This is a genomic window from Leeuwenhoekiella nanhaiensis, assembly GCF_002744755.1.
In the GTDB taxonomy this organism is placed as follows: domain Bacteria; phylum Bacteroidota; class Bacteroidia; order Flavobacteriales; family Flavobacteriaceae; genus Leeuwenhoekiella; species Leeuwenhoekiella nanhaiensis.
The window spans coordinates 91,628-118,061 of sequence record NZ_KZ319291.1 but is presented as its reverse complement, the minus strand read 5'-3'; the positions used below and the strand labels follow the sequence as shown (position 1 = coordinate 118,061).

Genomic DNA, 26,434 nt, shown 5'->3' with positions numbered 1-26,434 from the left:
ATGAAATATTTACACCTTTTGGCCTTACTTGGCTTAAGCACCAGTGCTTTCGCCCAGTCTCCCGATGAGGAGCTAATGGCTGCAGCAGAATCTATAGAAGATGAAGTCATACAATGGCGACACGAAATTCACCAGAATCCCGAGCTCAGCAACCGCGAATTTGAAACAGCGGCAAAAATTGCAGCGCATCTCAAATCATTGGGAATTGAGGTACAAACCGAAGTTGCTAAAACCGGTGTGGTAGGTATTCTTAAAGGTGATCATCCTGGTAAAGTAGTGGCACTGCGCGCAGATATTGACGCGCTACCCGTAACCGAACGGAATGATTTACCCTTTAAAAGCCAAAACACCGCCACCTTTCTAGGCAGTGAGACCGGCGTGATGCACGCCTGCGGTCACGACACACACGTAGCCATTTTGATGGGTACTGCCGAAATCCTGGCTCAGCATAAAGACAAAATACACGGTACGGTTAAGTTTGTCTTTCAGCCTGCTGAAGAAGGACCGCCACCGGGAGAAGAAGGAGGTGCAGCTTTAATGATCAAAGAAGGGGTGCTAAAAAACCCTGATGTGGATGCTATTTTTGGTCTGCATATCAATAGCGCAACACCGGTAGGGCAAATCAATTACAAACCCGGCGGTACGATGGCGGCTGTAGAGCGTTTTGTCGTTAAAGTAAAAGGAAAACAAACCCACGGCTCACAACCCTGGGGCGGAGTTGATCCCATTTACATTTCTGCAAAAATCATTGACGGTTTTCAATCAATTATCAGTCGGGAGTCCAATCTTTTGGTAGAACCGGCTGTAATCACCGTGGGTAAAATTACCGCAGGTGTGCGCTTTAATATTATTCCGGAAGAAGCGGAACTGATAGGAACCGTACGTACTCTTGATCCTCAAATGAAAGAACTCATAATCCGTCGTATGACCGAAATGACCGAAGGACTCGCTAAAACCTACGGAGGCAGTGCGACAATTGAGTTTCAAAACAACACGGCGATTACCTACAACGATGAGGAACTTACCGCGCAAATGCTGCCTACCTTGCAAAACGTAGCGGGAGCCGAAAACGTGAATCTGGTAAAAGCCACTACCGGCGGCGAGGATTTCAGCTTTTTTCAGGAAAAAGTACCCGGCTTTTATTTCTTTTTAGGTGGAATGACTCCCGGAAACACCACTCCCTATCCACACCACACCCCAGATTTTATGATAGATGATGACGGTTTGCTGCTCGGTGTAAAAGCTATGAGTCAGCTTACCCTTGATTATCTGAATGCGCAGTAATTTTAAAAGTCAATGACTGAATTTTTTGATCTCCTAAAAAACATACCCTGGTGGGCCTGGGTACTTATAGTGCTGGCCGTAATCGCCATTCGAGATGTGTTTTTCAATAAGAAGCATATCATCACTCATAACTTTCCGGTAGTAGGACATATACGCTATATGCTTGAAAGCATAGGCCCCGAGCTGCGCCAGTACATTGTTGCCAATAACCGGGAGGAGCTTCCGTTTAACCGAATTGAACGCGGCTGGATTTATGCTTCCGCTAAAAACCAAAACAACTACGAGGGTTTTGGTACTGATCAAAACATCTACGAAGCCAACTATATTTTCATCAACAATGCGATGATGGGTTTCCGCATTCCACCTGATCATCCCAATGCCAAAAACCCGTACTTCCTGCCCTCGGCAAAAGTAATGGGACTATATAACAAGCGGCGTAAACCCTATCGGCCTGCTTCGGTGATCAATGTTTCGGCAATGAGTTTTGGTTCGCTTTCTGCCCGCGCGATCGAGTCGCTCAATAAAGGGTGCAAACTGGCTCACGCCTATCACAACAGCGGTGAGGGCGGACTCTCCCCCTATCACAAACAGGGCGCTGATGTGATTTTTCAGATTGGTACCGGTTATTTTGGGGTACGCGATGAGGCGGGTAACTTCTCGATGGAAAAACTGGTAAAGCTGGTTGAAGAAAATCCGCAGGTAAAAGCCATTGAAGTCAAACTTTCTCAGGGAGCCAAACCCGGTAAAGGTGGCGTGCTTCCGGCATCAAAAATCACTAAGGAAATCTCTGAAATACGCCATGTTCCTATGGGCAAAGATGTGATTTCGCCAGCAACCCACACGGCTTTTACTGATGTGGAAAGCCTTGTTGAATTTGTGGAAGCCATCGCCGAAGCTACCGGACTTCCGGTTGGGATTAAAGCGGCAATTGGGAAATTACACGATTGGGAAAAACTCGCCCAGATTATGGTCAAAACCAATAAAGGGCCTGACTTTATTCAGGTTGACGGCGGCGAAGGCGGTACCGGCGCAGCACCACCCAGTTTTGCAGATCACGTTTCCCTGCCCTGGGTGTACGCGTTTAGCGACCTCTACAAAATCTTCAAAAAACACAACCTTACCGAACGCATTGTCTTTATTGGTAGCGGTAAGCTTGGGCTTCCGGCGAAGGGCGCTATGGCTTTTGCTATGGGTGCAGATATTATAAACGTCGCCCGCGAGGCTATGCTTTCCATAGGCTGCATTCAGGCTAAAGCATGCCATAATAACACTTGCCCCAGCGGGGTGGCCACGCAAAACAAATGGTTGCAGTCTGGTATCAACATCGAAGATAAGGCGGTACGTACCAATTTCTACTTTAAAAATTTCCGGAAAGAATTGCTTGAAATTACACACGCATGTGGCTACGAACATCCGTGCCAGTTGACTACAGAAGACGTAGATTTGTCCCTTGGAGATAAGAATCTTACCCAGACGCTGGCCGCCTGCTTTACCTATCACAAAGTGGAAGTGCCATTTCAATCGATGCAAGACCTCATCGACTGTCCATATCTGGGAGGTTGTTACGACCCCAAAACAGCAAAAACTGAAAAAGAAATTCAACAAAACCCTGAAAAAGTACGTTATTAATTTATGGACCAAATTCTGGAAATCGCGATTGCTGTAGGACCCGCCATTGTCGTGGGCGTCATCGCCTATTACTTTTTTGATTCCTTTTTAAAAAATGAAGAAGGTCGCAGACGTTTTTTATTGCATAAAGAAAGTCAGAAAGACGTACTACCCGTACGCCTGCAGGCTTACGAACGATTGACCCTTTTTCTGGAACGTATTAATCCCAACCAGTTACTGATCCGCGTAAAACCGGTTACTGAAGATAAGAAGGCTTATGTTGATCTGCTTGCGGCAACCATTGAGCAGGAATTTGAACACAACCTTACTCAGCAAATCTACATCAGTTCAGAAGGCTGGGGCGCTGTCAAATCGGCTAAAAACACCCTTATTCAACAATTGCGAAAAGCTGCTGCAAAAAGTGAAATTACAACGGCTCAGCAACTGCGGGAGCACATTTTACAAAATCCCGATGGGCAGGAAAATCCAAGCCGGGTGGCTCTAGAATATTTGAAAACTGAAGTCCAGGAACTTTTTAACTAAAACAGAAGCTTATGCGCGTTACTCTTTTTTTCATCCCCGTATTGCTTCTGCTTTTAGCCTGTGACAATACCAAACCGGCTTCAAAATCCTTAGATCCTATCAACTGGGAAAAGCGTCGCATCGAAATACCGACCGCCGACTCTCTGACGCCTGCAAAAACCTATCTGGGTATTTATTCTGAAATCTACAGTACTTCAGAACACAATACCCATGACCTTACGGTAACGGTAAGCCTCCGCAATACGAGCGAAAGCGATACGGTAATTCTGACCAAAGGAGTTTATTACGATACTGAGGGTAGTCCTATACGTACTTATTTTGATTTTCCCATTCAGTTGAAACCTCTTGAAACGGTTGAAATCATCATTGAAGAAGGCGACAAAACAGGAGGCACAGGCGGTAATTTTATCTTTGATTGGCTTGATGATCCTGAAGTAACAGACCCACTTTTTGAAGGAATCATGATTTCAACCCGCGGTACTCAGGGACTTTCATTTACCGTGCAGGGGAAACGCATACAGTAATGACTGAAATCATCACCAAAATCTTTTTTTTGATAGCGGTTATTGATCCGTTAGGCTCTGTACCCGTATATCTGGAAGCTACTAAACAATTTGACAAACGGCACAAGAAAAAAATTGCTGTAAGAGCTTCTTTAGTAGCCTTTGGAATCCTGCTATTCTTTATCGTAATCGGTCAACTTATACTTGAGGGAATGCAGGTTTCCCTCAACGCATTTCAGATTTCAGGTGGGGTAATCCTGTTTTTGTTTGCGCTCACAATGATTTTTGGGGAAGGAAAACCCAATTCTGAAAAACATCAGATTCAGGATTACAAGCACGTCACCATTTTTCCGGTGGCCATTCCATCTATAGCCTCTCCGGGTGCTATAATGGCTGTCGTCTTAATGACTGACAACAATTTATTCTCGATCTCACAACAAGCGGTAACCACAGTGCTGGTACTACTGGTGGTAGGCTTAACCTGTTTGTTACTTCTTGCGGCAACAAAAGTGCAGGAAAAAATAGGAGAATATGGGATTTCGGTGATTAGTAAGATTATGGGGCTCATTCTTGCCGCCTATGCGATTCAAAGCATACTTAGCGGACTTCGGGATTTTTTCGTGGTTTTAAAATAAGACCTATTCGGTTTCTGAAATTTCGCGCAGTTTATTTTCCTGAGCCTGTTTTGCTTTCGCGGCAGCGTAATCCCAACCCTGCTGCCACCAGCTGCTCATCAGTTTCTTATTGAAAATCAGGCTGTTTTCGGTAAGTTTTGAAGGCGTATAATACAAATTAAGCGGTACATCTTTGTTGATTGCGGCCAGTTTACCCACGATCACATCATGATATTCTACCTGATCCATCAAAAAACCAAAGAGATTTACCATCAGCGAAAACGGATTCTTCCCCAGCACCTTGTTGTACTCCATATTCTCAGATTCCAGAATAATCGCATCCACCTCAGTAGCTCCGCGGCGTATGGCCTCGCGTATAGGCACAATACAACCAAAACCGCCATCGGCATATTCAAAACCGTTCTTTTTAACCAGACTCATAAAGGGCACGTAGTTGCAACTAATCCAAATCCACTCGCAAAAATCGTCGTATTCCCAGTTTTTAATAGACTTGTATTCTACCGTGTTTTTAGTGAGGTTTGAGACGGTAACCACCACATCTGCGGTTTGCCTTTTTATGTCTTCAAACTCTGCTTTAGATAAATTCTTTCGAATGTTTTTAAGCAAATTTTTGCTTTCGCCAAAAGTGCGCTTGCGCTTTATAAACTGCCAGACGGTATTCCAATAGTTGATAGACACGTACTCACGGTCACCCTTTTTCTTGATGTTGAAAGGATTAACGTTGAAAATAGTGTTTTGGTTAACCTGTGTATAGACCTCGTATGCCCGCTTAATGTTATTATTGGCAAGCTGAGAAATAAGCAAACTCCCGGTTGACGTACCTAAAAATAAATCGTACTTGTGCCCCTGCTCTTCAATAAGATGCTGAGCCACACCACCCGCGTAAGCGCCCTTACTTCCTCCACCAGAAATAACTAAAGCACGCATTTAGAGTAATTTTTCATTTACCAAAGCCTGCTCTTTTTCATTATCAAACTTCAACTTCTCCAGTTCTTTACGATAATCAGGGTTTTTAACGACCTCATCCAGGATGGCTTTACAAGCCTGCGCAAAACGCCAGTTGTGATGAAAACAGGCCTCAACCAGATTGGCCAGACTTTTGGGCTCGTACAACTGCAATTGGTATAGTTTTTCAAAGGCGTTCAATCGGGTCTCAAACGCATAGCGATTACCCGTATATCGGGTCAATCTGAAAAAATGATCGCGTATGAAAGCTTCCTCATAATCTAAAGTTGAAATAGCAAGCGCCAGCCATAAGATTTCAACGTTGTGATCTGCAAAACCCTGCACGCCTTTCATCTTGTCTAAATACTTGTGACGCTCTGCCGGAAAGGATCGCCACAAATTGAAGAAAGCATATTCACGGGTGAGATACGAGTCATCGTTAAGCAAACGCTCGTAATTGGTTTTCATAAATGCAGGTACGTCTGTAACCGTCTCTGCAATAGCCTGGCGTACCCAGGCATTATTGGTGTAAAAGGCCCGCTCGTAAATACGCGCTGCAGAAGATGCGGGTACTTTAGCCAACTGGTAAATAGCTTCCCGACCGCTGTATTTATCGGGCAAAGCCAAAAGTTCAAACAACTTGTTCTGTTTTTGACCAAAAGATTGCGGACGCAAGGCCACCACGCGCTTATACCGCTGTATCACTGGTGAGTCTTTTAAAAGCTCCTGTGCCTCGGGGTATGGAAACTCAGTTCCCTCGAGCCAGGTTTCTGTAAAATCCATCAAATCTTCGCCGCTGGCCGCACGAGCCTCGACCAGAAAATCTTCGGTCTCCACGTTGCCAAACTTATGCTTGTTTAAATAATTTTTTACCGCGGTTTTAAAAGCCTCATCCCCTATTTTATTCCGCAAAGCGAAAAGCGCCCAGGCTCCTTTTTGGTAAAATGTAAGTGAGCTCGCATTGGGATTCAGCAATTTTTCGCCTTTCCCCTGCTTGCTGAGCGCATGAAGCTGTTCAGCAGACTCGTAAAGCTTCCAGTAAAACTCATCATCTCCCAGAAATTTTCGCTCTGCGAGTAAGGCATAATAGGTAGCAAAACCTTCCTGAAGCCAGTGATGCGTTCCGGAGGTTTCGGTCACATAATCGCCAAACCATTGATGGGCGAGCTCGTGCGCATTAACACTCACATAATTGCGGTCGGTGAAACCGGTGCGATCTACCACATACTGATCGCTAAAAATAGTCACGGTGGTGTTTTCCATCCCCGCATACAGAAAATCCTTTACGGGAATTTGTTTGTAATTGGGCCAGGGATAGGGCACCCCTATTTCCTCTTCGAAGTAATCAAAAATATCGTCGCTGTAGCGGTAGGTGGTCATCACCTTCATAGAATCTTCCGGATAATAATACAGCTCTATCGGAATCCCGCTATCAGACATTCGCTTTTGTTTGCGGTAATCCCCCAGCACAACAGCTACCAGATAACTCGACATAGGCTCAGACATCTCATAATGCCAGATAAACTTCTCTTCAACCTCTTCCTTCTCCTTTAAAACTCCGTTTGCCACAACTTCCTGACCGGGATAGGCCACGATGCTCAGGTCAAACTCGATTTTATCATTCATATCATCGATACTGGGCAGCCAGTTTGAGGTGTATTTGCCCTGACCCTGCGTCCAGATTTGCTGAAAACCGCCGTTATTTACAAAATAAAGTGCTTTGTCCGGTTTGGCGGTGTACTTGAGTTTAAGGTGATAGGTCTGCCCTTTTGCGAAGCTTTGTGTAAAAATGATACGCCCGTCATCGGTATGTGTGCTTACAAGTTTATCGTTAAGCATAGACTCATAACGCAGAATATTCTTAGCATCGAGATACACAAAATCAGCATCGTCAAGCATGGTAAATTTGATTTCCAGATCGCCGCTCACGGTAGCTTCGGCAAAATTAAAGTCGAGCAAGGCATAGATGCGTTCAAAATCTACCGTTTGCGTTTGCTGGCTATAGCCTGTGCTTATCAAAAGCGTGGCGATAAGCGAAAAAAACCATTTCATCAATACATCAATTTATAAATCTGTACTACAGATTTGATTAGACAGCTTGCACTTTTTCGCTGTTGCGAAAAGCTTCTTAACTGTCATTTTTAGTTAAAACCAGAATAGGCTGCCAAATTAAGGATTTGATTTTAAAAGCGCTTGTTTAATAGTGGTGAATACACGTATAAAATTGAGACGTTTTATATATTCGTTGCGATGAACGCGGGCAAACTACAAACACCTATAGATTACTTGAAAGGCGTGGGCCCCAGCCGGGCCGATTTGCTGCGCTCAGAGCTGGGCATTCACACCTATCAGGATTTGCTCAACCTCTTCCCCAACCGCTACATCGATAAAACCCAATACTATACCATAAATCAACTGCAGCCCACCAGCGCAGATGTTCAAATCATAGGTAAAGTCACCCACATCAAAACCGTGGGCGAAGGCCGCTCAAAACGCCTGGTTGCTACCTATATAGATCAAACCGGCGCGATGGAACTGGTGTGGTTTAAAGGCCTGAAATGGATTCGCGAGCGCCTTAAAATCAATGTGCCTTATGTGGCTTTTGGCCGCGTGCAGCGTTTTGGCAGTACCTACTCGATCGCACATCCCGATCTCGAACTGCTTGAAGAACATGAGAAAGGACTGCGGGCGGCGATGCAACCCGTTTATCCTTCCACCGAAAAACTGAGCAATCGCGGTATTACAAACCGGGTGATGAACGGGCTGATGCAAACCCTGTTTCAGGAAGTACATAAAGAGTTGGACGAATCGCTATCGCCGGGAATTATTGAAGCCCTCAAGCTGATGTCGCGCAAAAAAGCTTATCTCAATATTCACTTTCCGCAGAAACAGGAAAATCTGGCACGGGCGCAATTCAGGCTGAAGTTTGAAGAATTGTTCTTCATCCAGTTTCAATTACTGGTTAAAAACCTGCTGCACAAGAAAAAAATCAAGGGCTATGCCTTTGAACATATAGGTGAAAATTTTAGCGAATTTTACAACAAACACCTGCCTTTTGAACTTACAGGAGCTCAAAAACGGGTGGTAAAAGAAATACGCAACGATCTGGGCAAGCCCGCACAAATGAACCGCTTATTACAGGGTGATGTGGGTAGCGGAAAAACCATAGTTGCTTTACTCACGATGCTCATTGCGATAGACAATGGCTTCCAGGCCTGCCTGATGGCGCCCACCGAAATATTGGCTATTCAGCATTATCAGGGACTTAGCGAGTTGTGTCAAAAACTGGACATTAAAATCGCCTTGCTCACCGGTTCGTCAAAAACCAGAGAACGCCGAGTGATTCATGAAAGCCTTGAAGACGGCTCGCTACACATCCTGATAGGCACCCACGCTCTGCTCGAAGATAAGGTGCAGTTTAAAAACCTGGGACTGGCGATTATAGACGAGCAGCACCGTTTTGGCGTAGCCCAGCGCAGTAAACTTTGGCACAAAAACGATTTGCCGCCACACATTTTGATTATGACCGCAACGCCCATTCCCCGTACGCTGGCGATGAGTGTTTACGGTGATCTCGATGTTTCGGTGATTGACGAACTGCCTCCCGGAAGAAAAGCCATTAAAACCGTACATCGCTACGATAACAACCGTCTGAAAGTTTTCGGTTTTATTAGGGATGAAATCAAAAAAGGCCGTCAAATCTATATCGTATATCCGCTGATTCAGGAAAGTGAGGCGCTAGATTATAAAGATTTGATGGATGGTTATGAAAGCATCAGCCGCGAGTTCCCGATGCCCGATTACCAGATTTCTATCGTTCACGGCCAGATGAAACCCGACGATAAAGACTACGAAATGAACCGTTTTGTAAACGGCGAAACTCAGATTATGGTTGCCACCACCGTGATTGAAGTAGGCGTTAACGTGCCCAATGCTTCGGTGATGGTGATTGAAAGTGCCGAGCGTTTCGGGCTTTCGCAATTACACCAGTTGCGGGGCCGTGTGGGACGTGGTGCAGACCAGAGTTATTGCATTTTGATGACCGGTCATAAGCTTTCGGAAGACAGCAAAACCCGTTTGCAAACGATGACCCGCACCAATGATGGTTTTGAAATCGCAGAAGTAGATCTCAAATTGCGTGGTCCCGGCGATCTGATGGGAACACAGCAAAGCGGTATGCTCAACCTGAAAATCGCCGATATCGTTAAAGATAACGAGATCATGAAAGCGGCCCGCGGCTATGCCTCGGCCGTTTTGAAAGAGGATCCACAATTGCAAAAACCCGAAAACCTGCCCATTCGCCAGACCTACGCAGCCCTGATGAAATTCAAAAACATCTGGAATTACATCAGTTAGCCCGCATTAATTCTGAATTCACAACTCCAATTTCCGAATTATTTGAGTTGTGTATTTTCGATAACTCAGAGTGCCAAAAAGCCGTGTAAATAGTATATTTGCCCTTTCAAAAACAAAGGCATGCAAATAAGTTACAACTGGCTAAAACAGTTTATAAATATTGATTGGGAAGCTGAAAAAACCGGTAATCTCCTTACCGATTTAGGTCTTGAAGTTGAAGGTATTGAAGACTTTCAAAGTGTAAAAGGCGGACTGAAAGGTATCGTGGTAGGTCACGTGCTTACCTGCGTTAAGCATCCCAATGCAGACCGTTTAAAACTGACCACGGTTGATCTTGGCGAGGGCGAACCTGTACAGATTGTTTGCGGCGCGCCAAACGTTGATGCAGGTCAAAAAGTTCCTGTAGCTACTGTAGGTACAACCTTATTTGATGATAAAGGCGAAGCCTGGAAAATCAAAAAAGGAAAAATACGCGGGGAAGTGAGTAACGGAATGATTTGCGCCGAAGATGAACTCGGACTTGGCGAAAGTCACGACGGTATTATGATTCTTGATGACGATCTTGCCCCGGGCACACCGCTTGCCGATGTTTTTGAAGTAGAAGATGATTTGGTTTTTGAAATCGGGCTTACGCCTAACCGCGCCGATGCGATGAGTCATATGGGAGTCGCGCGCGACCTGCGTGCCGGTCTGATTCAACTGGGCAAACATCCGGAATTCATCACTCCATCTACAAGTTCATTTAGAATAGATAACCGCACCCAGAAAGTAAGTGTTGAAGTACTTGACACGCAAAAAGCACCACGTTACTGCGGGGTTACGATGACCGGTCTTACCGTAAAAGAATCTCCAGCCTGGATGCAAAACCGATTAAAAGCGATAGGGCTTACGCCGAAAAATAATCTGGTTGACATTACCAATTACGTTTTACACGAACTGGGGCAACCGCTTCATGCTTTTGATCTGGCGAAAATCGCCGGAAAGCAAATCAACGTTAAAACCGTAGCTGCGGGCACTAAGTTTACCACTCTTGATGGCGTAGAACGTGAATTGGATGCTGAAGATCTGATGATTTGCGATGCCGAAAAGCCGCTGTGTATTGCGGGTGTTTTTGGTGGTGCAAACAGCGGTGTAACCGAAAATACGACGTCAATATTTCTGGAAAGTGCTTACTTCAATCCGGTAAGCATTCGTAAAACTGCAAAAAGACACGGTTTAAATACCGATGCGTCGTTCCGTTTTGAACGTGGCATTGACCCAAGTATTACCGAGTATGCGCTGATGCGTGCCGTATTGCTTATTAAAGAATTAGCCGGCGGTGATGTAACCAGCGATGTTGTGGATATTTATCCCAAAAAGATTGAAGACCATCAGGTCATTTTAAATTTTGAACGGGCTCAAAAGCTCATTGGGGAAGAAATTCCTAAGGAGACCATCAAGTCTATTCTGTCTTCATTAGACATTAAAATCAATAACATTACCGAGTCTGGTATCGGGATGACTATCCCGGCCTATCGTAACGATGTGACTCGTGAAGTAGATGTTATCGAAGAAATTCTTCGGGTTTACGGCTACAACAAAATCAAATTTAAAGCAAAGCTGAATGCTTCCGTTTCTAAAACCAGCCGTTTTGCAGATCACAAAGTGCAGCAAATCACAGGAAGTTTACTGGCGTCTCTTGGATTCAACGAAATTCTCAATAATTCGCTAACCAATCCGGAATACGCTACTTTAAATGAAGCTTACAAAGAGGCACACAGCGTTAAGATGCTTAATCCGCTGAGTACCGATCTTTCGGTAATGCGCCAATCGCTTTTATTTTCGGGTCTTGAAGTCGTTGCCTTTAACAGCAACCGCCGCCAGTCTGACCTCAAGTTGTTTGAGTTTGGCAAAAGCTATCATCAGTATGGCGACAAGCGTGAAGAATACAAGCATTTGAGCTTGCTTCTATGCGGAAAACAAAATCCGGAAAACTGGTATCAGCAACAGCAAAACACTACGTTTTTCAATCTGAAAGGAATGGTTGAAGTGGTGCTCAACAGGCTGGGCATAAAAGACTGGCAGGTTAAGCCGGTTAAAGGCAATGAATTCTCAGAAGGACTTACCTATTCTGTAGACAAAAAGCCTGTTGCTCATTTTGGTCTGGTTGCCAAAGCCATTCGCAATCACTTTGACATTGATCTCGAAGTGTTGTACGCAGATTTTAACTGGGATACTATTTTAGAGCTGATACAGCAAAATAAAATAAGCTACGCGCCAATTCCTAAAAATCCTGCGGTGCGTCGCGATTTTGCACTCCTGCTGGATAAGCAGGTGAGTTTTGAAGAAATCTACGATGAAGCCTACAAAACTGAAAACAAGCTGCTTAAAAAAGTAGCCCTGTTTGATGTGTACGAAGGTAAAAATCTACCTCAGGATAAGAAAAGTTACGCAGTGAGCTTTACGCTTCAGGATGAGCACAAGACCCTTACCGATGCCGAGATTGATAAAATAATGGGCAAACTGCAGAAACGCTTTGAAGATCAGCTACAGGCGGTATTGCGCTAATACTTTAGCACTTACAAGGTTGTAACTTTGATGCGTATTGGTTAATTTTATGCATAAAAAAAGAAAAATGCTATTAAAGAAAACCAATATTCACGATAAACTGTATCGTGAAGAGTTTAAGAATGCAGATGAGCGGGTTATTGATTGGGTAAATGAATTGATCTCCAATAATTCAGGTCCTAATGAGCGTATTCTGAATAATCTCGCAGCTACTTCAGGAGACGATCAGATCGATTTCAATTTTGATCTGTTAGACAGACACCGTATTTTCCACGAAAAGAGCATAAAAAAGATCTGCATTGATTACCGTTTGCGCTTTTTGGATTCGCGGTATTTTAAAGGAAAATTTCCACAGGAAGCGCTTTCCGAAATAAATCGTCTGGAGCAGGAACATGAGACCCACCTCAGTGGTTTTAAAATTATGGCGCCCTCTAAGCTGTTTGTATTGAGTAAAACCGACGACCCGTTGCTTTTTGCGCCAATGGGCAACGGATACTACTACCTGATTCATAAATGGGGTAATGATTTGCATCCGCTTCGAAAGCTGATGATGTGGCCATTTAAGAACTTTGAAAATCTTATTTTTACCATCTTACTCTCCAGTATTTTGGCCACGGCATTAGTGCCAGACGGGCTGTTTACCAAAGAGCAAAGCTTCAGCCAGGATGTGATGGTTTTCTTTTTTATGTTTAAATCTATAGCTGCGGTAGTACTGTATTATGGATTTGCTGCCGGTAAGAACTTTAACACTGCAATCTGGCGTTGTCAATATGATAAAGCCCAATGATGATAAAAGATTCTAACTACGAACGCGTCTATGCGGGTTCTGAAATCAATGCCAACTACATTAAAAACTATCTGGAAGACGCCGGTATCAAAAGCGTTTTAAGAAATGACAAGGAAAGCGCATTGCGCGGTGGCTTTGGTAATTTTGAAAGCGAAGCTTTGGTTTTTGTTGAAAAAGAAAATCTGATTAAAGCCAAGCATTTGGTCGAAAAAGCCTTCGCCGAAGCACAGCATACCGATACTGAACTTGAAGTTGAAGCATCGCAGAGCAGGCTTGAAGAGGAAAAAAACGTTTCTTCTGAAGGAAGACCGCTTATTCAGAAAGGAGAAAAACCGAAGCGCTCCAAGTGGAATTTAATTCTCAATTTGGCACTACTGGTCTATTCGCTTTGGAGGCTCTACCCGCTCACTCAGGGAGAAGAGCTATCGACCTTTCGTATTTTCCTAAGCGGATTTATCGCTGCAATAAGTGCATTTGCGCTGATCAACCACTTTAGAAAGTAGAATTAAACGGAATTATTTTGATTTTGCATTTACTACACAGGGATAGTCTGGCATGGCATTAGGCTATCGAGTAACAATGTTACTCATTGAGATTTAAATAAGCTCCGCTGTAGTTGCCGTAAATGACCTTACCGTCATTTCGGGTAAAGCTGAAATCAATTGAAATTTCGGTTTCACTCAGAGTATTTATGGTTACCTGAATTTCAGTAGCCTGCTGTGTTGTTTCAGCATAATTTAAAATTGAAGTACCTCGCTCATAACTCCCTCCGGACACCGCGCCGTCAACAAAAAATTCGTAATCAGAAGCATTTACATAGTTGACTGATTTTAGCACATCATCAGTCAGGGCAAAATAAATCGCAACCACATCCTGCAAATCCTCACCCGAACTTATCTGCTCTGTAGTCTTGTTGAAGAAATTGATTCCGATTTTTGAAGGCTCATCGGTACTGGTGTTTTCATCAAAAATCCAAAGCGTCTGTACATCAAAAAGCATCCCGTCAAATACAAAAGCATTTACGGGATCTTCTATAGTTTCCTGAATGTTTGAATTGTCATCAGAAGAGCACGCTCCTAAAATGGGTAAAATAAACAGTAGAGTAAGAAACCTGATTTTCATAGTAGTCTTCACGATTTGGGGTCAATGCCGACTAAGATACTAAAATTTAGGCCTCTACTGCATACATTTGATTACGTTGCTCCTTGATCTTAGGATCATTCATATAATCGTCAAAACTCATATAGCGATCTATCACACCTTTTGGCGTAAGCTCCACGATACGGTTACCTACGGTTTGTGCAAACTCGTGATCGCTTGTCGTAAGTAAAATGGTTCCTTTAAAATTTTTCAGACTATTGTTGATTGCGGTGATCGATTCCAGATCCAGGTGGTTTGTAGGCTCATCAAACATGAGTACGTTTGCACGCTGCATCATCATTCTACTCAGCATACAACGCACTTTTTCACCTCCTGACAATACATTTGCAGTTTTAAGCGCTTCTTCGCCGGAAAAGATCATTTTACCTAAGAATCCTCTTAAGAATACTTCCTCACGCTCCTCTTCGGTCTTGGCATATTGACGTAACCAGTCAACCAGGGTCAAATCGTTTTCAAAATATTCCTGATTATCAACCGGAAGATACGACTGGTTTGTAGTTACCCCCCACTCATACTTACCTTCCAAGGCTTTCTGCTTTCCGTTTATAATCTCATAAAAGGCTGTAGTAGCACGGCTGTCTTTAGAGTACACCACTACTTTATCGCCTTTAGCCAGATTGAGATTTACATTTTTAAATAGAATCTCCCCGTCAATTGATGAAGCCAGTTTATCAATATTCAAAATCTGATCTCCTGCCTCACGCTCACGCTCAAAAATAATTGCTGGATATCTTCGGCTTGATGGCTTAATCTCGTTTACGTTAAGTTTTTCAATCATCTTCTTACGCGAAGTAGCCTGCTTACTCTTGGCTACGTTTGCGCTAAAACGACGGATGAATTCTTCCAATTCTTTCTTCTTTTCTTCGGCCTTTTTATTTTGCTGTGCGCGCTGACGGGCTGCCAACTGAGAAGACTCGTACCAGAAGGTGTAGTTACCACTAAAGTGTGAAATCTTACCAAAATCAATATCCGAAATGTGCGTGCAAACCGCATCCAGGAAGTGACGGTCGTGAGATACCACAATCACACAGTTATCATAGTTGGCCAAAAAGTTCTCAAGCCAGTTGATGGTTTCATAATCCAGGTCGTTTGTAGGCTCATCCATGATCAACACGTCAGGATTACCAAAAAGGGCCTGAGCCAAAAGCACACGTACTTTTTGCTTACTATCCAAGTCTTTAACCAGATTGTAATGCAGATCTTCGGCTATACCGAGGTTTGAAAGCAACGCAGCCGCATCGCTGTCGGCATTCCAGCCGTTCATTTCTTCAAACTCTACCTGAAGTTCACCAATTCGGTCTGCGTTTTCATCAGAATAATCTGCGTATAGCGCATCGATTTCGGTCTTTATTTTAAAAAGAGGCTTATTCCCCATAAGCACGGTCTCTAAAACCGTATGCTCGTCATAAGCGTAGTGATCCTGCTCCAGCACAGACATTCGTTTACCCGGCTCCAGATGCACATGTCCGCTAGTGGGGTCTTCTTTACCTGAAATGATCTTTAAGAAGGTTGACTTACCGGCGCCATTGGCACCAATGATGCCGTAGCAATTACCTTGAGTAAAGGAAATATTCACCTCATCAAACAACACGCGCTTTCCAAACTGAACAGATAAATTAGATACTGATAACATAGTCGTTCCTCTTTTTAATTAAGGGCGCAAAAGTACAGCTATTGAGGGAAAAGATGAAAGATTAACTTTTTAATTCTATAGTTTAACTTGTAATTAACAGCGTAAAACGCCTGACACGGCTACATTTAAACGCTCAAGCAATTTTCGTCCCAAAACTCAAGATCCAACTTTTTATGAGTGAAAAGCTACTTTTCTTCATACTTATCGCATTTTTAACCTCTTGTGCCGATGACACTCCAAAGGCCGAGAGTGGCACGTACCTTGGCGGAGAGGTTATAAATCCGGTTTCTAACTACGTGATTCTTGAAAAAAATGATGTTTTCTTAGACAGCATTTCGCTTGATCAGAACAATAAATTTCTTTACAAACTTAGCGATACTCAAAAAGGCATATACACCTTCAGGCACAATGAAGAGCAAATTGTCTACCTCGAGCCGGGTGATAGTCTACTGTTGCGGGTAAATACGTTTGAATTTGACGAAACACTTACCTACAGCGGTTTTGGTGCTCCTGAAAACAATCTGCTAATCGAATTTTTTCTCAAAAATGAAGAGGAAAATGATTTGATGATTCAGCGTGAAATTTATCAGCAGGATCCTGCAACCTTTAGTAGAAGCGTATTGGCATTTAGAAAAGAGCGTCAGGACAGACTGGATGAATTTCTAAAAAAGCACGAAGTGAGTATCTATTTTGAGCGATTGGGGCAGGCCATCGTTGACTATGATTATTTTGCGCGTCTGGAGGTCTATCCTATGTCCCATTTTGGTGTAGATCGTGTCGAATTCATAAAATCGCTTCCCAACTCATTTTACGACTACCGAAAAGAGGTCGACTTTAATGCGCCTGAGTTTTTAGAGCTTTATCCCTATCAGCGTTTTTTGTTTAATTACTTCAATCAGGCTGCATTTAAAGAATATTTTACTGATGAGGCCTATGATCCGCTTTCCTTCACGCATAACCTGCACAAACTACGCCTGATTCAAACCGAAATAAAAAACGATTCGGTTAAAAGTTTTCTCCTTACCCGCACCATTAAAGACTATCTGGCAAACAGCAATGATAAAAAAGGCGGAGAGACACTCTATGAGATGTACATGAATCAGGTTCCTTCTGAACGCGATAAGAAAGAAATCAGAGACTTGTACACTGCAAACAAGAAGATTGAAACCGGTAAACGCATTCCTGACGAGCAATTGCTCACTTTAGAAAAAGATACGGTCACTTTTGAAACCACAATAAAAAAACCGGCCTTCATTTTCTTTTGGTCTAATGAAAATAAGAATCACGCCAAGCGCGCGCAGCGATTGGCAGATAGCTATATTGAGAAATTTCCGGAATTTACCTTTATGGCTATTAATGTAAGAGACAATTACTCGAGCTGGAAAAAAAGCATTGACCGCTACGGCTTTGAACCGGAACAACAATATTTATTTACCGGCGACTACAACAGGCTGGTTAAAGATTTAGCCTTAAGCTCTACACTAAAAACGTTTATTGTAGATGAAGAAGGATTTATCATAAACGCGCACACCAATCTCTTTAGCACTACGTTTGAAAACGAATTGCTCAGCGCATTAAATAATTAAAACTGGATTGAACTAAAAGAAATTAAAAAGCCCGTCTTCTCCAAGACGGGCTTTTAGTATTTATAATGGAAATTCTTCTTAATTATTTCCTTTATTGTAATCTGCTAAAAACTTCTCAAGACCAATGTCTGTAAGTGGGTGACTTAAAAGACCTTCGATAGATGAAAGCGGTCCGGTCATCACATCAGATCCTAATTTAGCACAGTCAATAACGTGCATCGTGTGACGAATTGAAGCAGCAAGAATTTCAGTTTCAAAAGCATAGTTGTCATATACCAGACGAATGTCTGCAATAAGCTGAAGACCATCTGTAGAGATATCATCAAGACGTCCTAAGAATGGAGACACATACGTAGCTCCGGCTTTAGCAGCAAGCAATGCCTGCCCTACTGAGAATACCAACGTACAGTTTGTACGTATTCCCTTGTCGCTAAAGTATTTTAAGGCTTTAACGCCATCTTTAATCATTGGGATTTTAACTACGATTTGCTCGTGTAATGCAGCAAGCTCTTCACCTTCCTTAACCATTCCGTCAAAGTCTGTAGAGATTACCTCTGCACTCACATCACCGTCAACAAGATTACAGATGTCTACATAATGTTTAAGAATATTTTCCCTTCCGGTAATGCCTTCTTTAGCCATTAATGAAGGGTTAGTGGTTACACCATCAAGTACGCCCAGATCCTGAGCTTCTTTAATCTGATCAAGGTTTGCGGTATCAATAAAAAATTTCATGAGGATATTTTTGGTTTATCAATTGTTTTATGGTCAAAATTAAGCAATTAAAACTTGAATTTTCGTAAAGTTACGTTATTATACAAATTAAGTGTTAATGTTACATTTACATAACATAACATCAAATCACACTTTAAAGCTGATAATGCTTCAATAATAAGCGCTCATAGGTTTTACCGGGCAGCACGCCTTTTAAAAAGGTAGAAAAGCGTTGCATAAACGCGCCCACTTTATAGTCAACCTGAGGTTCTTTTGTGTTAATAATGTCGAAAACTGCCTTAGCCATAAGCATAGGATCCTCCCCTTCATCTACGTGCTCGTCCATCAGAGACAATGACTTGCCATAATTTTTAGCATAGTCTGAATCTTCAAGCAAAGGGGCATGATAACGTCCTGAAGCAATATTGGTTGCAAAGTCTCCGGGAGCGACATTAGTTACTTTTACATTAAATTCTTTAAGCTCCATACGCAAAGCTTCGGTGGTTAAACTCAGTGCACCTTTAGTTGCCGAATATGCGCTGCGATAGGGCAAACCCATATAACCGGCTATAGACGTGACATTGATGATTAGACCTTTGCGATGTTTACGCATCGTAGGCAGCACTGCTTTCATCACCGCAATGGGACCAAAATAATTGGTTTCAAAAACCGATTTCAGTTCTTCTTCAGGGATTTCCTCTAGCGGACCGGTAATACCTTTCCCGGCGTTATTGATGAGCACATCTAATTTGCCTTCCTTCTCCAGAATGTTCTCAACCGCAGTCTTAATGGTTTCCGATTTGGTAACGTCAAGCGGAATAAGATGCACACCATTTAGATTATCAGATTTGGGATTGCGACTGGTACCATAAACCGTAAAGCCTTTGGTGACTAGATATTCAGCTATTGATTTCCCAATGCCTGAAGAGGCTCCGGTAATCAGGACAACTTGTGACATAATGTGTATTTAAAAAAGGGAAGAATTTACGCAAATATAAGGCATAAAAAAAGGCAAGCTACCTACATCACACCGCTACGACCATCTACCCTTGCTGCGTTCCCGCCCTGGGGGAATTCGACAGGAGCTGGTTGTGTAGGACTTGCCGGGTGCAAATATAAGGCACCTATCTGCTTTGCCAAAGGTTTTTTTAACTGAATTTATTGATTTAACTTCATCGCCTAAATCTGTAAATCATGCGCATTTCTAATCTTCTCGTTTTCTTCATGTTAAGCACCTTGCTGCTTTCCTGCGGAAACGGAAAAGATCTCAATAAAAGTTTTTCCATCGTTGTTGACAAGCCTGTAGAAAGCTTAAAAAATGGCGAAAGTCTTTCTATAAGTTTAAAACCAAAGGGGGATGCGGTGCTCGATTCGGTTGTTTATCAGCTCGACAATACAAGAATTGGAAGTCAGCCGGGACTTGATGCCATTTCATATACTCTTAATGAACAAAAGCTTGGTAAAAAACAGCTTCAGGCAACTTTGTACGCAGGCGATAAAACCGCTGTTCTTACTGAAACAATCACGCTGCTTGCTTCGGAAACACCGGTGCTTTATACTTACGAAATCGTCAATACCTTTCCACACGACACCCAGTCTTACACTCAGGGCCTTGAGTTTCACAATGACACTTTATACGAAAGCGTGGGCGAATATGGAGAGTCTGCCCTGCTCAAAACCAATTTGCAAAGCGGAAAGATTCTTAAACGCATCGATCTTGACAAAACGTATTTCGCCGAAGGCTTAACTATTTTAAATGAAAAATTGATACAGTTAACCTGGCGGGAAAAGACCGGTTTTATTTACGACCTCAACAGCTTTTCAAAGACCGGAAGCTTTCAGTATGGTCAGAGCAAAGAAGGCTGGGGCCTCTGTAACGATGGCCAAAACATCTATAAGTCTGACGGTACCGAAAAAATCTGGATTTTAGATCCCGAAACCTACGCCGAGACCGGCTACTTTGAGGTAGTTGATAACAAGAAAGTTCGTTCCAAGTTTAATGAACTGGAGTGGGTAGAGGGTAAAATCTATGCAAACAGCTACCAGTTTGACAGCATCACCATCATCAATCCGGAAACGGGTGCTATTGAAGGTGTGGTTGACCTGAGGTCGCTTAAAAAAGAGATTAAATCAATCGCTGACGACGCTAATGAAGTGCTCAACGGGATCGCTTACGACGCAGCATCCCAAAAGCTCTACGTCACCGGAAAACATTGGGACAAACTCTTTGAGATACGGATCCTAAAAAAATAATCAAACCTTGACCAAACCGCTCACTATCCTCTTCAAGACATTTTTTGTCCTTATCGCCCTTGTGAGCCTGACGTCCTGTCGCGATGATTTTGAGCCTGAGCGCAGTACGGGGAATCTGCAGTTTTCGAGGGATACCGTATATCTTGATACGGTTTTTTCAAACATTGGCAGCAGTACCTACACACTTAAGGTGTTTAACCGCAGTGATGCATTTATACGCATCCCACAGGTTGGTCTGGCCAGAGGCGAAAATTCGGCGTATCGCCTAAATATTGACGGGCGCGCGGGCAAAATATTTACCGAGGTTGAAATTTTACCGAAGGATAGCATTTTTATCTTTATAGAAACCACGGTAGATGCTCAAAATAATGATCAGATTATCTACACAGATCAGATTATTTTTGACGCTGAGCCTTACACCCAGCAGGTCGAACTCGTGACCCTTGTGCAGGATGCTGAATTTCTTTTTCCACGGAAAAATGCCCAGGGTATCAAAGAGACATTACAGATAGGGATTGATGAAGCGGGCGAACCCATCCTGATAGAAGGTTTTGTACTTGCTGACGAGCAACTGCATTTTACTAATGAAAAGCCTTATGTAATTTACGGCTACGCCGGAATCGCTGACGGTAAAACCCTGATTCTTGATGCCGGAGCACGGCTGCACTTTCACGACAACAGCGGCATTATTGTTGGCAACGGCGGAAGAATTGAAGCAAACGGAAGCTTAAGCGTAGACCCCGAAACTTTAGAAAATGAAATTATTTTAGAAGGAGATCGTCTGGAGCCCGAGTTTGCTGATGTCCCCGGGCAGTGGGGAACCCTTTGGTTTACACCGGGAAGTACGGGAATTTTGAATTATATAACCATAAAAAACAACAATCTGGGTATTCTCGCCGATGGCAATACCGGGAATGCGGAAGCCGATATTCAACTCAAAAACATCCAGATCTACAACAGCGCTCTGGTAGGTGTATATGCCATCACGGCGTCGCTTAATGCTGAAAACCTGGTGGTTGGTAATTCCGGCATTTCAAATCTGTGGATCAGGCTGGGTGGAAGCTACAGCTTTACGCACAGTACGTTTGCTAATTATTGGAATCAAAGTTTTCGCAATACACCTGCCGTACAGGTGGACAATTTTTTGGAGACCGAAGCTGAATTGCTTACCGCAGACCTAACAAAAGCTGATTTCGTAAATTGCATCATCTACGGTAACAGAGCCGAAGAATTGGGATTACGGTCTGTAGATGAAAATGCTTTCAACTTTTCGTTCAGCAACAGTTTAATACGTTTCGATGATCGTTTTGGTGAATTTTCGGCTCTGCCAAATTATGATTTTACCGATGCTACGAAATACGAAATGAATACCATCAGCGCAGATCCTGATTTTGAAAACACCGCAAAAAACAAGTATCGTATAGGCTTAAATTCGGCTGCTCAGGAATTGGGAAATACTGCAGGAGCCGTAAAGGTACCCTTAGATATCACTGGGGCCGAGCGCAACAACACCCCTGATGCCGGGGCTTATCAGGCTACAAATCTTGACAATTGATGCTCAGAAAACTACTTTATACCGTCATTTTTACGCTCAGCCTCTTAGAAGCATACGCCCAGAGCCCTGAGCTTGAAGCTACAGGCGACCAACTCTACTGTCCCGGTTCTGAGATTTCTATCGTCGAGGATTTTACACTGACTAATGCTTCGGGAACTGCGATAAATGCGATTTACATTCAGATTTCAAGTGGCTATGAGCAGGGCCGTGATTTTCTACGTTACAACGGGAGTAATACGGCAATAACTGCAAGTTTTACAGCTTCCAGCGGTAAGTTACAGCTTAGCTTCCCCCCTACCTTAACTCCTGCTGAGATAGAAATGGCTGTGAGAAATGTAGGCTATCGAAGTACTAATGCCAACGTAAGCGGTACTAAAGAGATTGCAATCACCATTGGCGATGCAAATTACTTACCTTCAACAGGTCACTTCTACAAATATTATGAGGACATAGAAATAACCTGGCAGGATGCCCGCGTCGCAGCGGCAAATGAACCCTATTATGGACTAACCGGTTACCTTGCTACCCTTACTACAGAAGAAGAAGCCATATTATGTGGGGAACAAACTCAGGGCGCAGGCTGGATAGGCGGTACCGATGAAGAAACCGAAGGCGTCTGGAAATGGGTTACCGGTCCGGAAGGTCTTGCAGGAGGTGTAGTATTCTGGAATGGTGGAGTAAACGGTACAACTCCCAACTTCGCGTATTGGAATACCGGGGAACCAAATAATGTAAATGGCGGTGAAGATTACGCGCACATTACAGACCCTTCTGTAGGTCTACCTGGTTCCTGGAATGACCTGAGAACCATAGGTGAACCACCGGGTCCTTTTCAGGCCAAAGGTTATATTGTAGAATTTGGTGGTATGCCTAACGATCCCGTTCTTAAAATAGCTACCTCATCACAAATACGTGTTGCGGCAATAGTAAGTACAACCGGGGACTCCCGTTGCGGACCGGGAACAGTAAGTCTAAATGCTCAGGGAACCGGAGGCGAACTACACTGGTATGACAGTGCTACAGGCGGTAACCGCATTTTTACAGGAGCAAATTTTACAACCAACATCAATACCACTACTACGTTTTATGTTGCTGCAGAACCTACTGGTTGTGCGGCAGGCGCGAGACGTGCCGTTCAGGCTGTGGTGCTCACACCCGTAAATGCGCCGGCTCAGATTGAGGTGTTTAATTGTGATGAAGACGGTACTCCTGACGGTTTTACTATTTTCAACCTGGATGCTATTGCTGCCGATATAAGCACATCATCCTCAGAAAGCCTTGATTTTTATTCAAACCGTACAGATGCTGAGAATAATCTGACTGCGACCCGAATTGACAATCCGGACTACGACAGCAGTAATGGAAATACGCTTTATGCCCGTACCCAGAACACCAGTGGTTGCTTTGCAATTACGGAAGTAAACCTGGAAGTTTCAACCACCTCGTTCCCTTCCGGTTTTGTTTATGAGCTATCCAGTTGTGATACCGATGACGCCATTGACGGATATTTTGACTTTGACCTCAATGAGGCTACACCGGCTATGCTGGCTCAGTTTCCGCAAGGCAGTAATCTAAACGTTTCGTATTACCGAACGCAGGAAGAGGCTCTTTTAGACCAAAATGAAATTCCCCTAAATAACCCCTATCGCAACGAGACTCCAGACGAGCAGATCCTCTACGTGCGGGTTGAAGAAAATTCCGGTAACCGCTGTTATGGAGTAGGACCTCATTTACGATTACGTGTACTACCTGTTCCTGAATTTGAAATTTTAAACGAAGGCCGTTTTTGCAGTACAGCTGCTTCTTTTACGCTCGAAACCGTAAATGCTCAGGGCTCATACAACTACGAGTGGCGGGATGAACAGGGCATCTTATTGAGTACTGAATCTTTTGTTGTGGTCAATTCCCCCGGTATTTATAGTGTTAGCGCAGATAACGGCGCCTGTTCCTCCACAACTCAGGAGATTGAAGTCATCGCTTCTGAAGCCGCTACACTTACTGTTGAAAATATTGAAGTGACCAGCGACGGAGAACTAAACGCAGTACGGATTATCAACCTGCCTAACCTGGGTCAGGGTGATTATGAGTATGCTCTGGGAGACGAACTAGGACCTTACAGAGACGAGCCTCTTTTTGAACGGGTTACTCCGGGCTTTAAAACCCTCTTTGTTCGCGATAAAAACGGATGCGGAATCAGCAGTATTGAGATTCCGGTATTGGGTTTTCCAAAATTTTTTACACCTAACAACGATGGTTATCACGATACCTGGGAGCCTCTTGGGCTAAGTACACAGGACTATACCGCCGTGAGTATATTTATTTTTGACCGCTATGGCAAACTTCTTAAATCACTGTATGGCTTTGGTGAAAGCTGGAACGGCACCACCCGGGATCGTGCATTACCTTCAGACGATTACTGGTATCGCGTAGAACTTACAGACAACGAGGGAGTAACAAGCCAATTTAATGGACATTTTACCTTGAAACGTTAAGTATTGATATCAAGACGATGTATTTATTTACCTACGGAACACTTCAACTGGAGCACATACAATTGCAGATCTTTGGAGAAAAACTGAAAGGCTCTGCCGAAATTCTATCGGGCTATAAAATAGGAGCTATTCAACTTCAGGAAAGTCATCATACTGCTAAAACATATTTAATCGCGATATATACCGGTAATGAAACCGACCGGATTGAAGGTATTTGCTATTCAATTAAAGCAGATCACCTGCATCTACTTGACACATATGAGGGTGCTTCATATGAACGGATAGAAGTGGATTTGGAATCAGGCAAAACAGCCTGGGTTTATCGAAAACCGATCTAAAATTTAAAACTAGTATCCTCTGAATTGAATTCTGCTTGTTTTTAAAAATCCAAGCTAATCATCTATTTTCTTTAACAATAAAATAGACCATATTCTACTTTATCGGTTCAACTACGCAATTTGATTTTTTTTTCAGGATTTGGCCAAAAACCTTATAGATTCGTGTAAAATCCGACTAGAAAATGCGTCTATTATTCTCCTTTTTATGTTTGTTTTTTGTTCAAATTGGTATTGCTCAGGAACAAAGTCATATGGATGCCTCGGTGTCTATTTCACTGTCAGAAGAACGTTTTGATGCAGTATACACTTTGAGTAATTTACCTGTAAACTCCCAAAAACTATCCTTTAAACTGAACAAACATTTTAAAGTAAAACAGGTTTACCTGAATGAAGATCCTATTGCTTCAAGCAAATATCCTCAAAATTGTAACGACTGTCTTACGCATAACATTAATATCAACAGACCACTCAACGATCTGGACCGTTTAAAAATTGAAATCTCAGGTGAACTAAAAAACCTGGAAACCGAAAGAGATGTCAGACGCCATAAAGGAGAAGTTGTTTTGGTAGATGGGGTACTTTTTGCCGGTGCTAATGATTATTGGTATCCACAGGTCGTTCGCACGAGCGGTTCGCTTTCAGAATATATTAATCCCTTTAATATGACCTATTCGATCACGGCAACCTGTACAGACTGTGATCAAATTTATCTTGGTAAAGGAACTCCAAAAACCAGCGGTTCCACCTTTGTCAATGACCGGGCTGAAGGAGATATTACCTTGATTGCCGGTAATTTTGATTTTAAAGAAGGAACCTATGCCAACTACATCAATGTCTCTGATGCTGACATTCAAAGAATACAGTCACGCTTCTCCAAAACCCAGAAATTTCTGGAAGAATTTACCCAAATTGAAGGAAATCAAAACAAAACGGTGTACGCGCAATTGGAGTCTCCCATATATGGCAACGAAGCTAATTACAATACCATTGTAAATACCTCGCCCAAAGTAGATATCAATAAAGTTGACGAAAATCTGACTGAAGATGCTGCCTACTATTATTTCGCCAGTAATTTTGAACCGAAAACGAAAATTGACAAGTTGTATTTACAGGCTTTGGCTAAATATGCACGCATAAAATACCTGGAATTAAATAATCGTGTGCAGTATGACCGCGTAACCGGAATTATACAACCCAGATTTGTACCTCAGGAACCCGCCGTTGTGTCTCAACCTCAGCTTCAGGCATTGCTTATTACCCCCAGCCAGTTTATTGAGCTAGAACAAAGCATCGGTGCTGAACAGATGAAAATCTTCCTTAAGAATACCTTTCAGAACCTGGCTTACGGCAAATCGAGCTTTGATGCCTTTACCGAAAGTATCACCAGTATTGACGCACCCAACACAGATCTGGAATCTTTAGTGACCCGTGTTCAAAATCAATTTGAGCTTAGAGCCGCAGAGCGAAACACCGATGTTATTGTAGGCTTCTAAG

The 26,434-nt window shown here is 43.1% G+C and carries 21 protein-coding genes and 1 other RNA gene; 15 read left to right on the top strand and 7 right to left on the bottom strand.

The features are described from left to right. From CJ305_RS11155 to CJ305_RS11135, 5 genes are read left to right on the top strand one after another with little or no spacing between them, the layout of a single operon-like run. On the top strand, positions 1–1,284 hold the full coding sequence (locus tag CJ305_RS11155) for an amidohydrolase (protein WP_099646357.1): 1,284 nt from the start codon (positions 1–3) through the stop codon (positions 1,282–1,284). A 12-nt stretch (positions 1,285–1,296) separates the two neighbouring features. Further along, on the top strand, positions 1,297–2,913 hold the full coding sequence (locus CJ305_RS11150; protein ID WP_099646356.1) for an FMN-binding glutamate synthase family protein: 1,617 nt from the start codon (positions 1,297–1,299) through the stop codon (positions 2,911–2,913). 3 nt (positions 2,914–2,916) lie between these two features. Beyond that, positions 2,917–3,435, top strand: coding sequence for a DUF7935 family protein (locus CJ305_RS11145; protein WP_099646355.1), 519 nt, complete (start codon positions 2,917–2,919; stop codon positions 3,433–3,435). An 11-nt stretch (positions 3,436–3,446) separates the two neighbouring features. Next, positions 3,447–3,959 (top strand): DUF3124 domain-containing protein, encoded by a 513-nt coding sequence (locus CJ305_RS11140; protein WP_099646354.1) that lies wholly within the window; start codon positions 3,447–3,449, stop codon positions 3,957–3,959. After that, a complete protein-coding gene (locus tag CJ305_RS11135) occupies positions 3,959–4,573 on the top strand; it encodes a MarC family protein (RefSeq protein ID WP_099646353.1) in 615 nt (204 codons plus the stop codon). The genes CJ305_RS11140 and CJ305_RS11135 overlap by 1 nt, the downstream gene beginning before the upstream one ends. Positions 4,574–4,576: 3 nt before the next feature. Here CJ305_RS11135 and CJ305_RS11130 read toward each other — a convergent pair whose 3' ends face one another. Together CJ305_RS11130 and CJ305_RS11125 are read right to left on the bottom strand one after the other, a co-directional pair. Continuing rightward, on the bottom strand, positions 4,577–5,500 hold the full coding sequence (locus CJ305_RS11130; RefSeq protein ID WP_099646352.1) for a patatin-like phospholipase family protein: 924 nt from the start codon (positions 5,498–5,500) through the stop codon (positions 4,577–4,579). After that, positions 5,501–7,570: a M1 family metallopeptidase gene (locus tag CJ305_RS11125; protein ID WP_099646351.1), complete on the bottom strand. Its 2,070-nt coding sequence runs from the start codon at positions 7,568–7,570 to the stop codon at positions 5,501–5,503. Positions 7,571–7,768: 198 nt separating this feature from the next. On the opposite strand from CJ305_RS11125, the gene recG reads away from it, so the two are divergent. The 4 genes from recG (at position 7,769) to CJ305_RS11105 (ending at position 13,711) form a co-directional block, all read left to right on the top strand. After that, positions 7,769–9,874: an ATP-dependent DNA helicase RecG gene (gene recG / locus CJ305_RS11120; protein ID WP_099646350.1), complete on the top strand. Its 2,106-nt coding sequence runs from the start codon at positions 7,769–7,771 to the stop codon at positions 9,872–9,874. 120 nt (positions 9,875–9,994) lie between these two features. Further along, entirely contained in the window at positions 9,995–12,421 is a 2,427-nt protein-coding gene (gene pheT, locus CJ305_RS11115) for a phenylalanine--tRNA ligase subunit beta (protein ID WP_099646349.1), read from the top strand. A gap of 67 nt (positions 12,422–12,488) precedes the next feature. Then, positions 12,489–13,208: a hypothetical protein gene (locus CJ305_RS11110; RefSeq protein WP_099646348.1), complete on the top strand. Its 720-nt coding sequence runs from the start codon at positions 12,489–12,491 to the stop codon at positions 13,206–13,208. After that, complete coding sequence (locus CJ305_RS11105; RefSeq protein WP_099646347.1) at positions 13,205–13,711, top strand: putative signal transducing protein; 507 nt, start codon at positions 13,205–13,207, stop codon at positions 13,709–13,711. Before CJ305_RS11110 ends, CJ305_RS11105 begins: the two co-directional genes overlap by 4 nt. Positions 13,712–13,790: 79 nt before the next feature. On the opposite strand, the gene CJ305_RS11100 is transcribed toward CJ305_RS11105, so the two are convergent. After that, complete coding sequence (locus tag CJ305_RS11100; RefSeq protein ID WP_099646346.1) at positions 13,791–14,330, bottom strand: hypothetical protein; 540 nt, start codon at positions 14,328–14,330, stop codon at positions 13,791–13,793. A 46-nt stretch (positions 14,331–14,376) separates the two neighbouring features. Next, positions 14,377–16,002 (bottom strand): ABC-F family ATP-binding cassette domain-containing protein, encoded by a 1,626-nt coding sequence (locus tag CJ305_RS11095; protein ID WP_099646345.1) that lies wholly within the window; start codon positions 16,000–16,002, stop codon positions 14,377–14,379. Positions 16,003–16,175: 173 nt separating this feature from the next. On the opposite strand from CJ305_RS11095, the gene CJ305_RS11090 reads away from it, so the two are divergent. Then, complete coding sequence (locus CJ305_RS11090; protein WP_099646344.1) at positions 16,176–17,588, top strand: TlpA family protein disulfide reductase; 1,413 nt, start codon at positions 16,176–16,178, stop codon at positions 17,586–17,588. A 78-nt stretch (positions 17,589–17,666) separates the two neighbouring features. Here the strand turns inward: CJ305_RS11090 and fsa are convergent, their stop codons facing one another. From fsa to ffs, 3 genes are all read right to left on the bottom strand, one after another. Next, positions 17,667–18,323, bottom strand: a complete 657-nt coding sequence (gene fsa, locus CJ305_RS11085) for a fructose-6-phosphate aldolase (RefSeq protein WP_099646343.1) — start codon at positions 18,321–18,323, stop codon at positions 17,667–17,669. A 133-nt stretch (positions 18,324–18,456) separates the two neighbouring features. Beyond that, complete coding sequence (locus CJ305_RS11080) at positions 18,457–19,260, bottom strand: SDR family oxidoreductase (protein WP_099646342.1); 804 nt, start codon at positions 19,258–19,260, stop codon at positions 18,457–18,459. Positions 19,261–19,308: 48 nt separating this feature from the next. After that, an RNA gene (gene ffs, locus CJ305_RS11075) (signal recognition particle sRNA small type) lies at positions 19,309–19,408 on the bottom strand. Between the two features lie 88 nt (positions 19,409–19,496). Here ffs and CJ305_RS11070 point away from each other — a divergent pair. From CJ305_RS11070 to CJ305_RS11050, 5 genes are all read left to right on the top strand, one after another. After that, on the top strand, positions 19,497–20,555 hold the full coding sequence (locus tag CJ305_RS11070) for a glutaminyl-peptide cyclotransferase (protein WP_099646341.1): 1,059 nt from the start codon (positions 19,497–19,499) through the stop codon (positions 20,553–20,555). Between the two features lie 7 nt (positions 20,556–20,562). Further along, positions 20,563–22,110 (top strand): hypothetical protein, encoded by a 1,548-nt coding sequence (locus CJ305_RS11065; RefSeq protein WP_223248863.1) that lies wholly within the window; start codon positions 20,563–20,565, stop codon positions 22,108–22,110. Then, the gene (locus tag CJ305_RS11060; protein WP_099646340.1) at positions 22,110–24,602 is read left to right on the top strand and encodes a T9SS type B sorting domain-containing protein; all 2,493 of its coding nucleotides are present in this window, start codon (positions 22,110–22,112) and stop codon (positions 24,600–24,602) included. The genes CJ305_RS11065 and CJ305_RS11060 overlap by 1 nt, the downstream gene beginning before the upstream one ends. Positions 24,603–24,619: 17 nt before the next feature. Then, complete coding sequence (locus tag CJ305_RS11055) at positions 24,620–24,940, top strand: gamma-glutamylcyclotransferase family protein (RefSeq protein WP_099646339.1); 321 nt, start codon at positions 24,620–24,622, stop codon at positions 24,938–24,940. Between the two features lie 182 nt (positions 24,941–25,122). Beyond that, positions 25,123–26,433 (top strand): hypothetical protein, encoded by a 1,311-nt coding sequence (locus tag CJ305_RS11050; protein WP_143469377.1) that lies wholly within the window; start codon positions 25,123–25,125, stop codon positions 26,431–26,433. Position 26,434 lies beyond the last annotated feature (1 nt).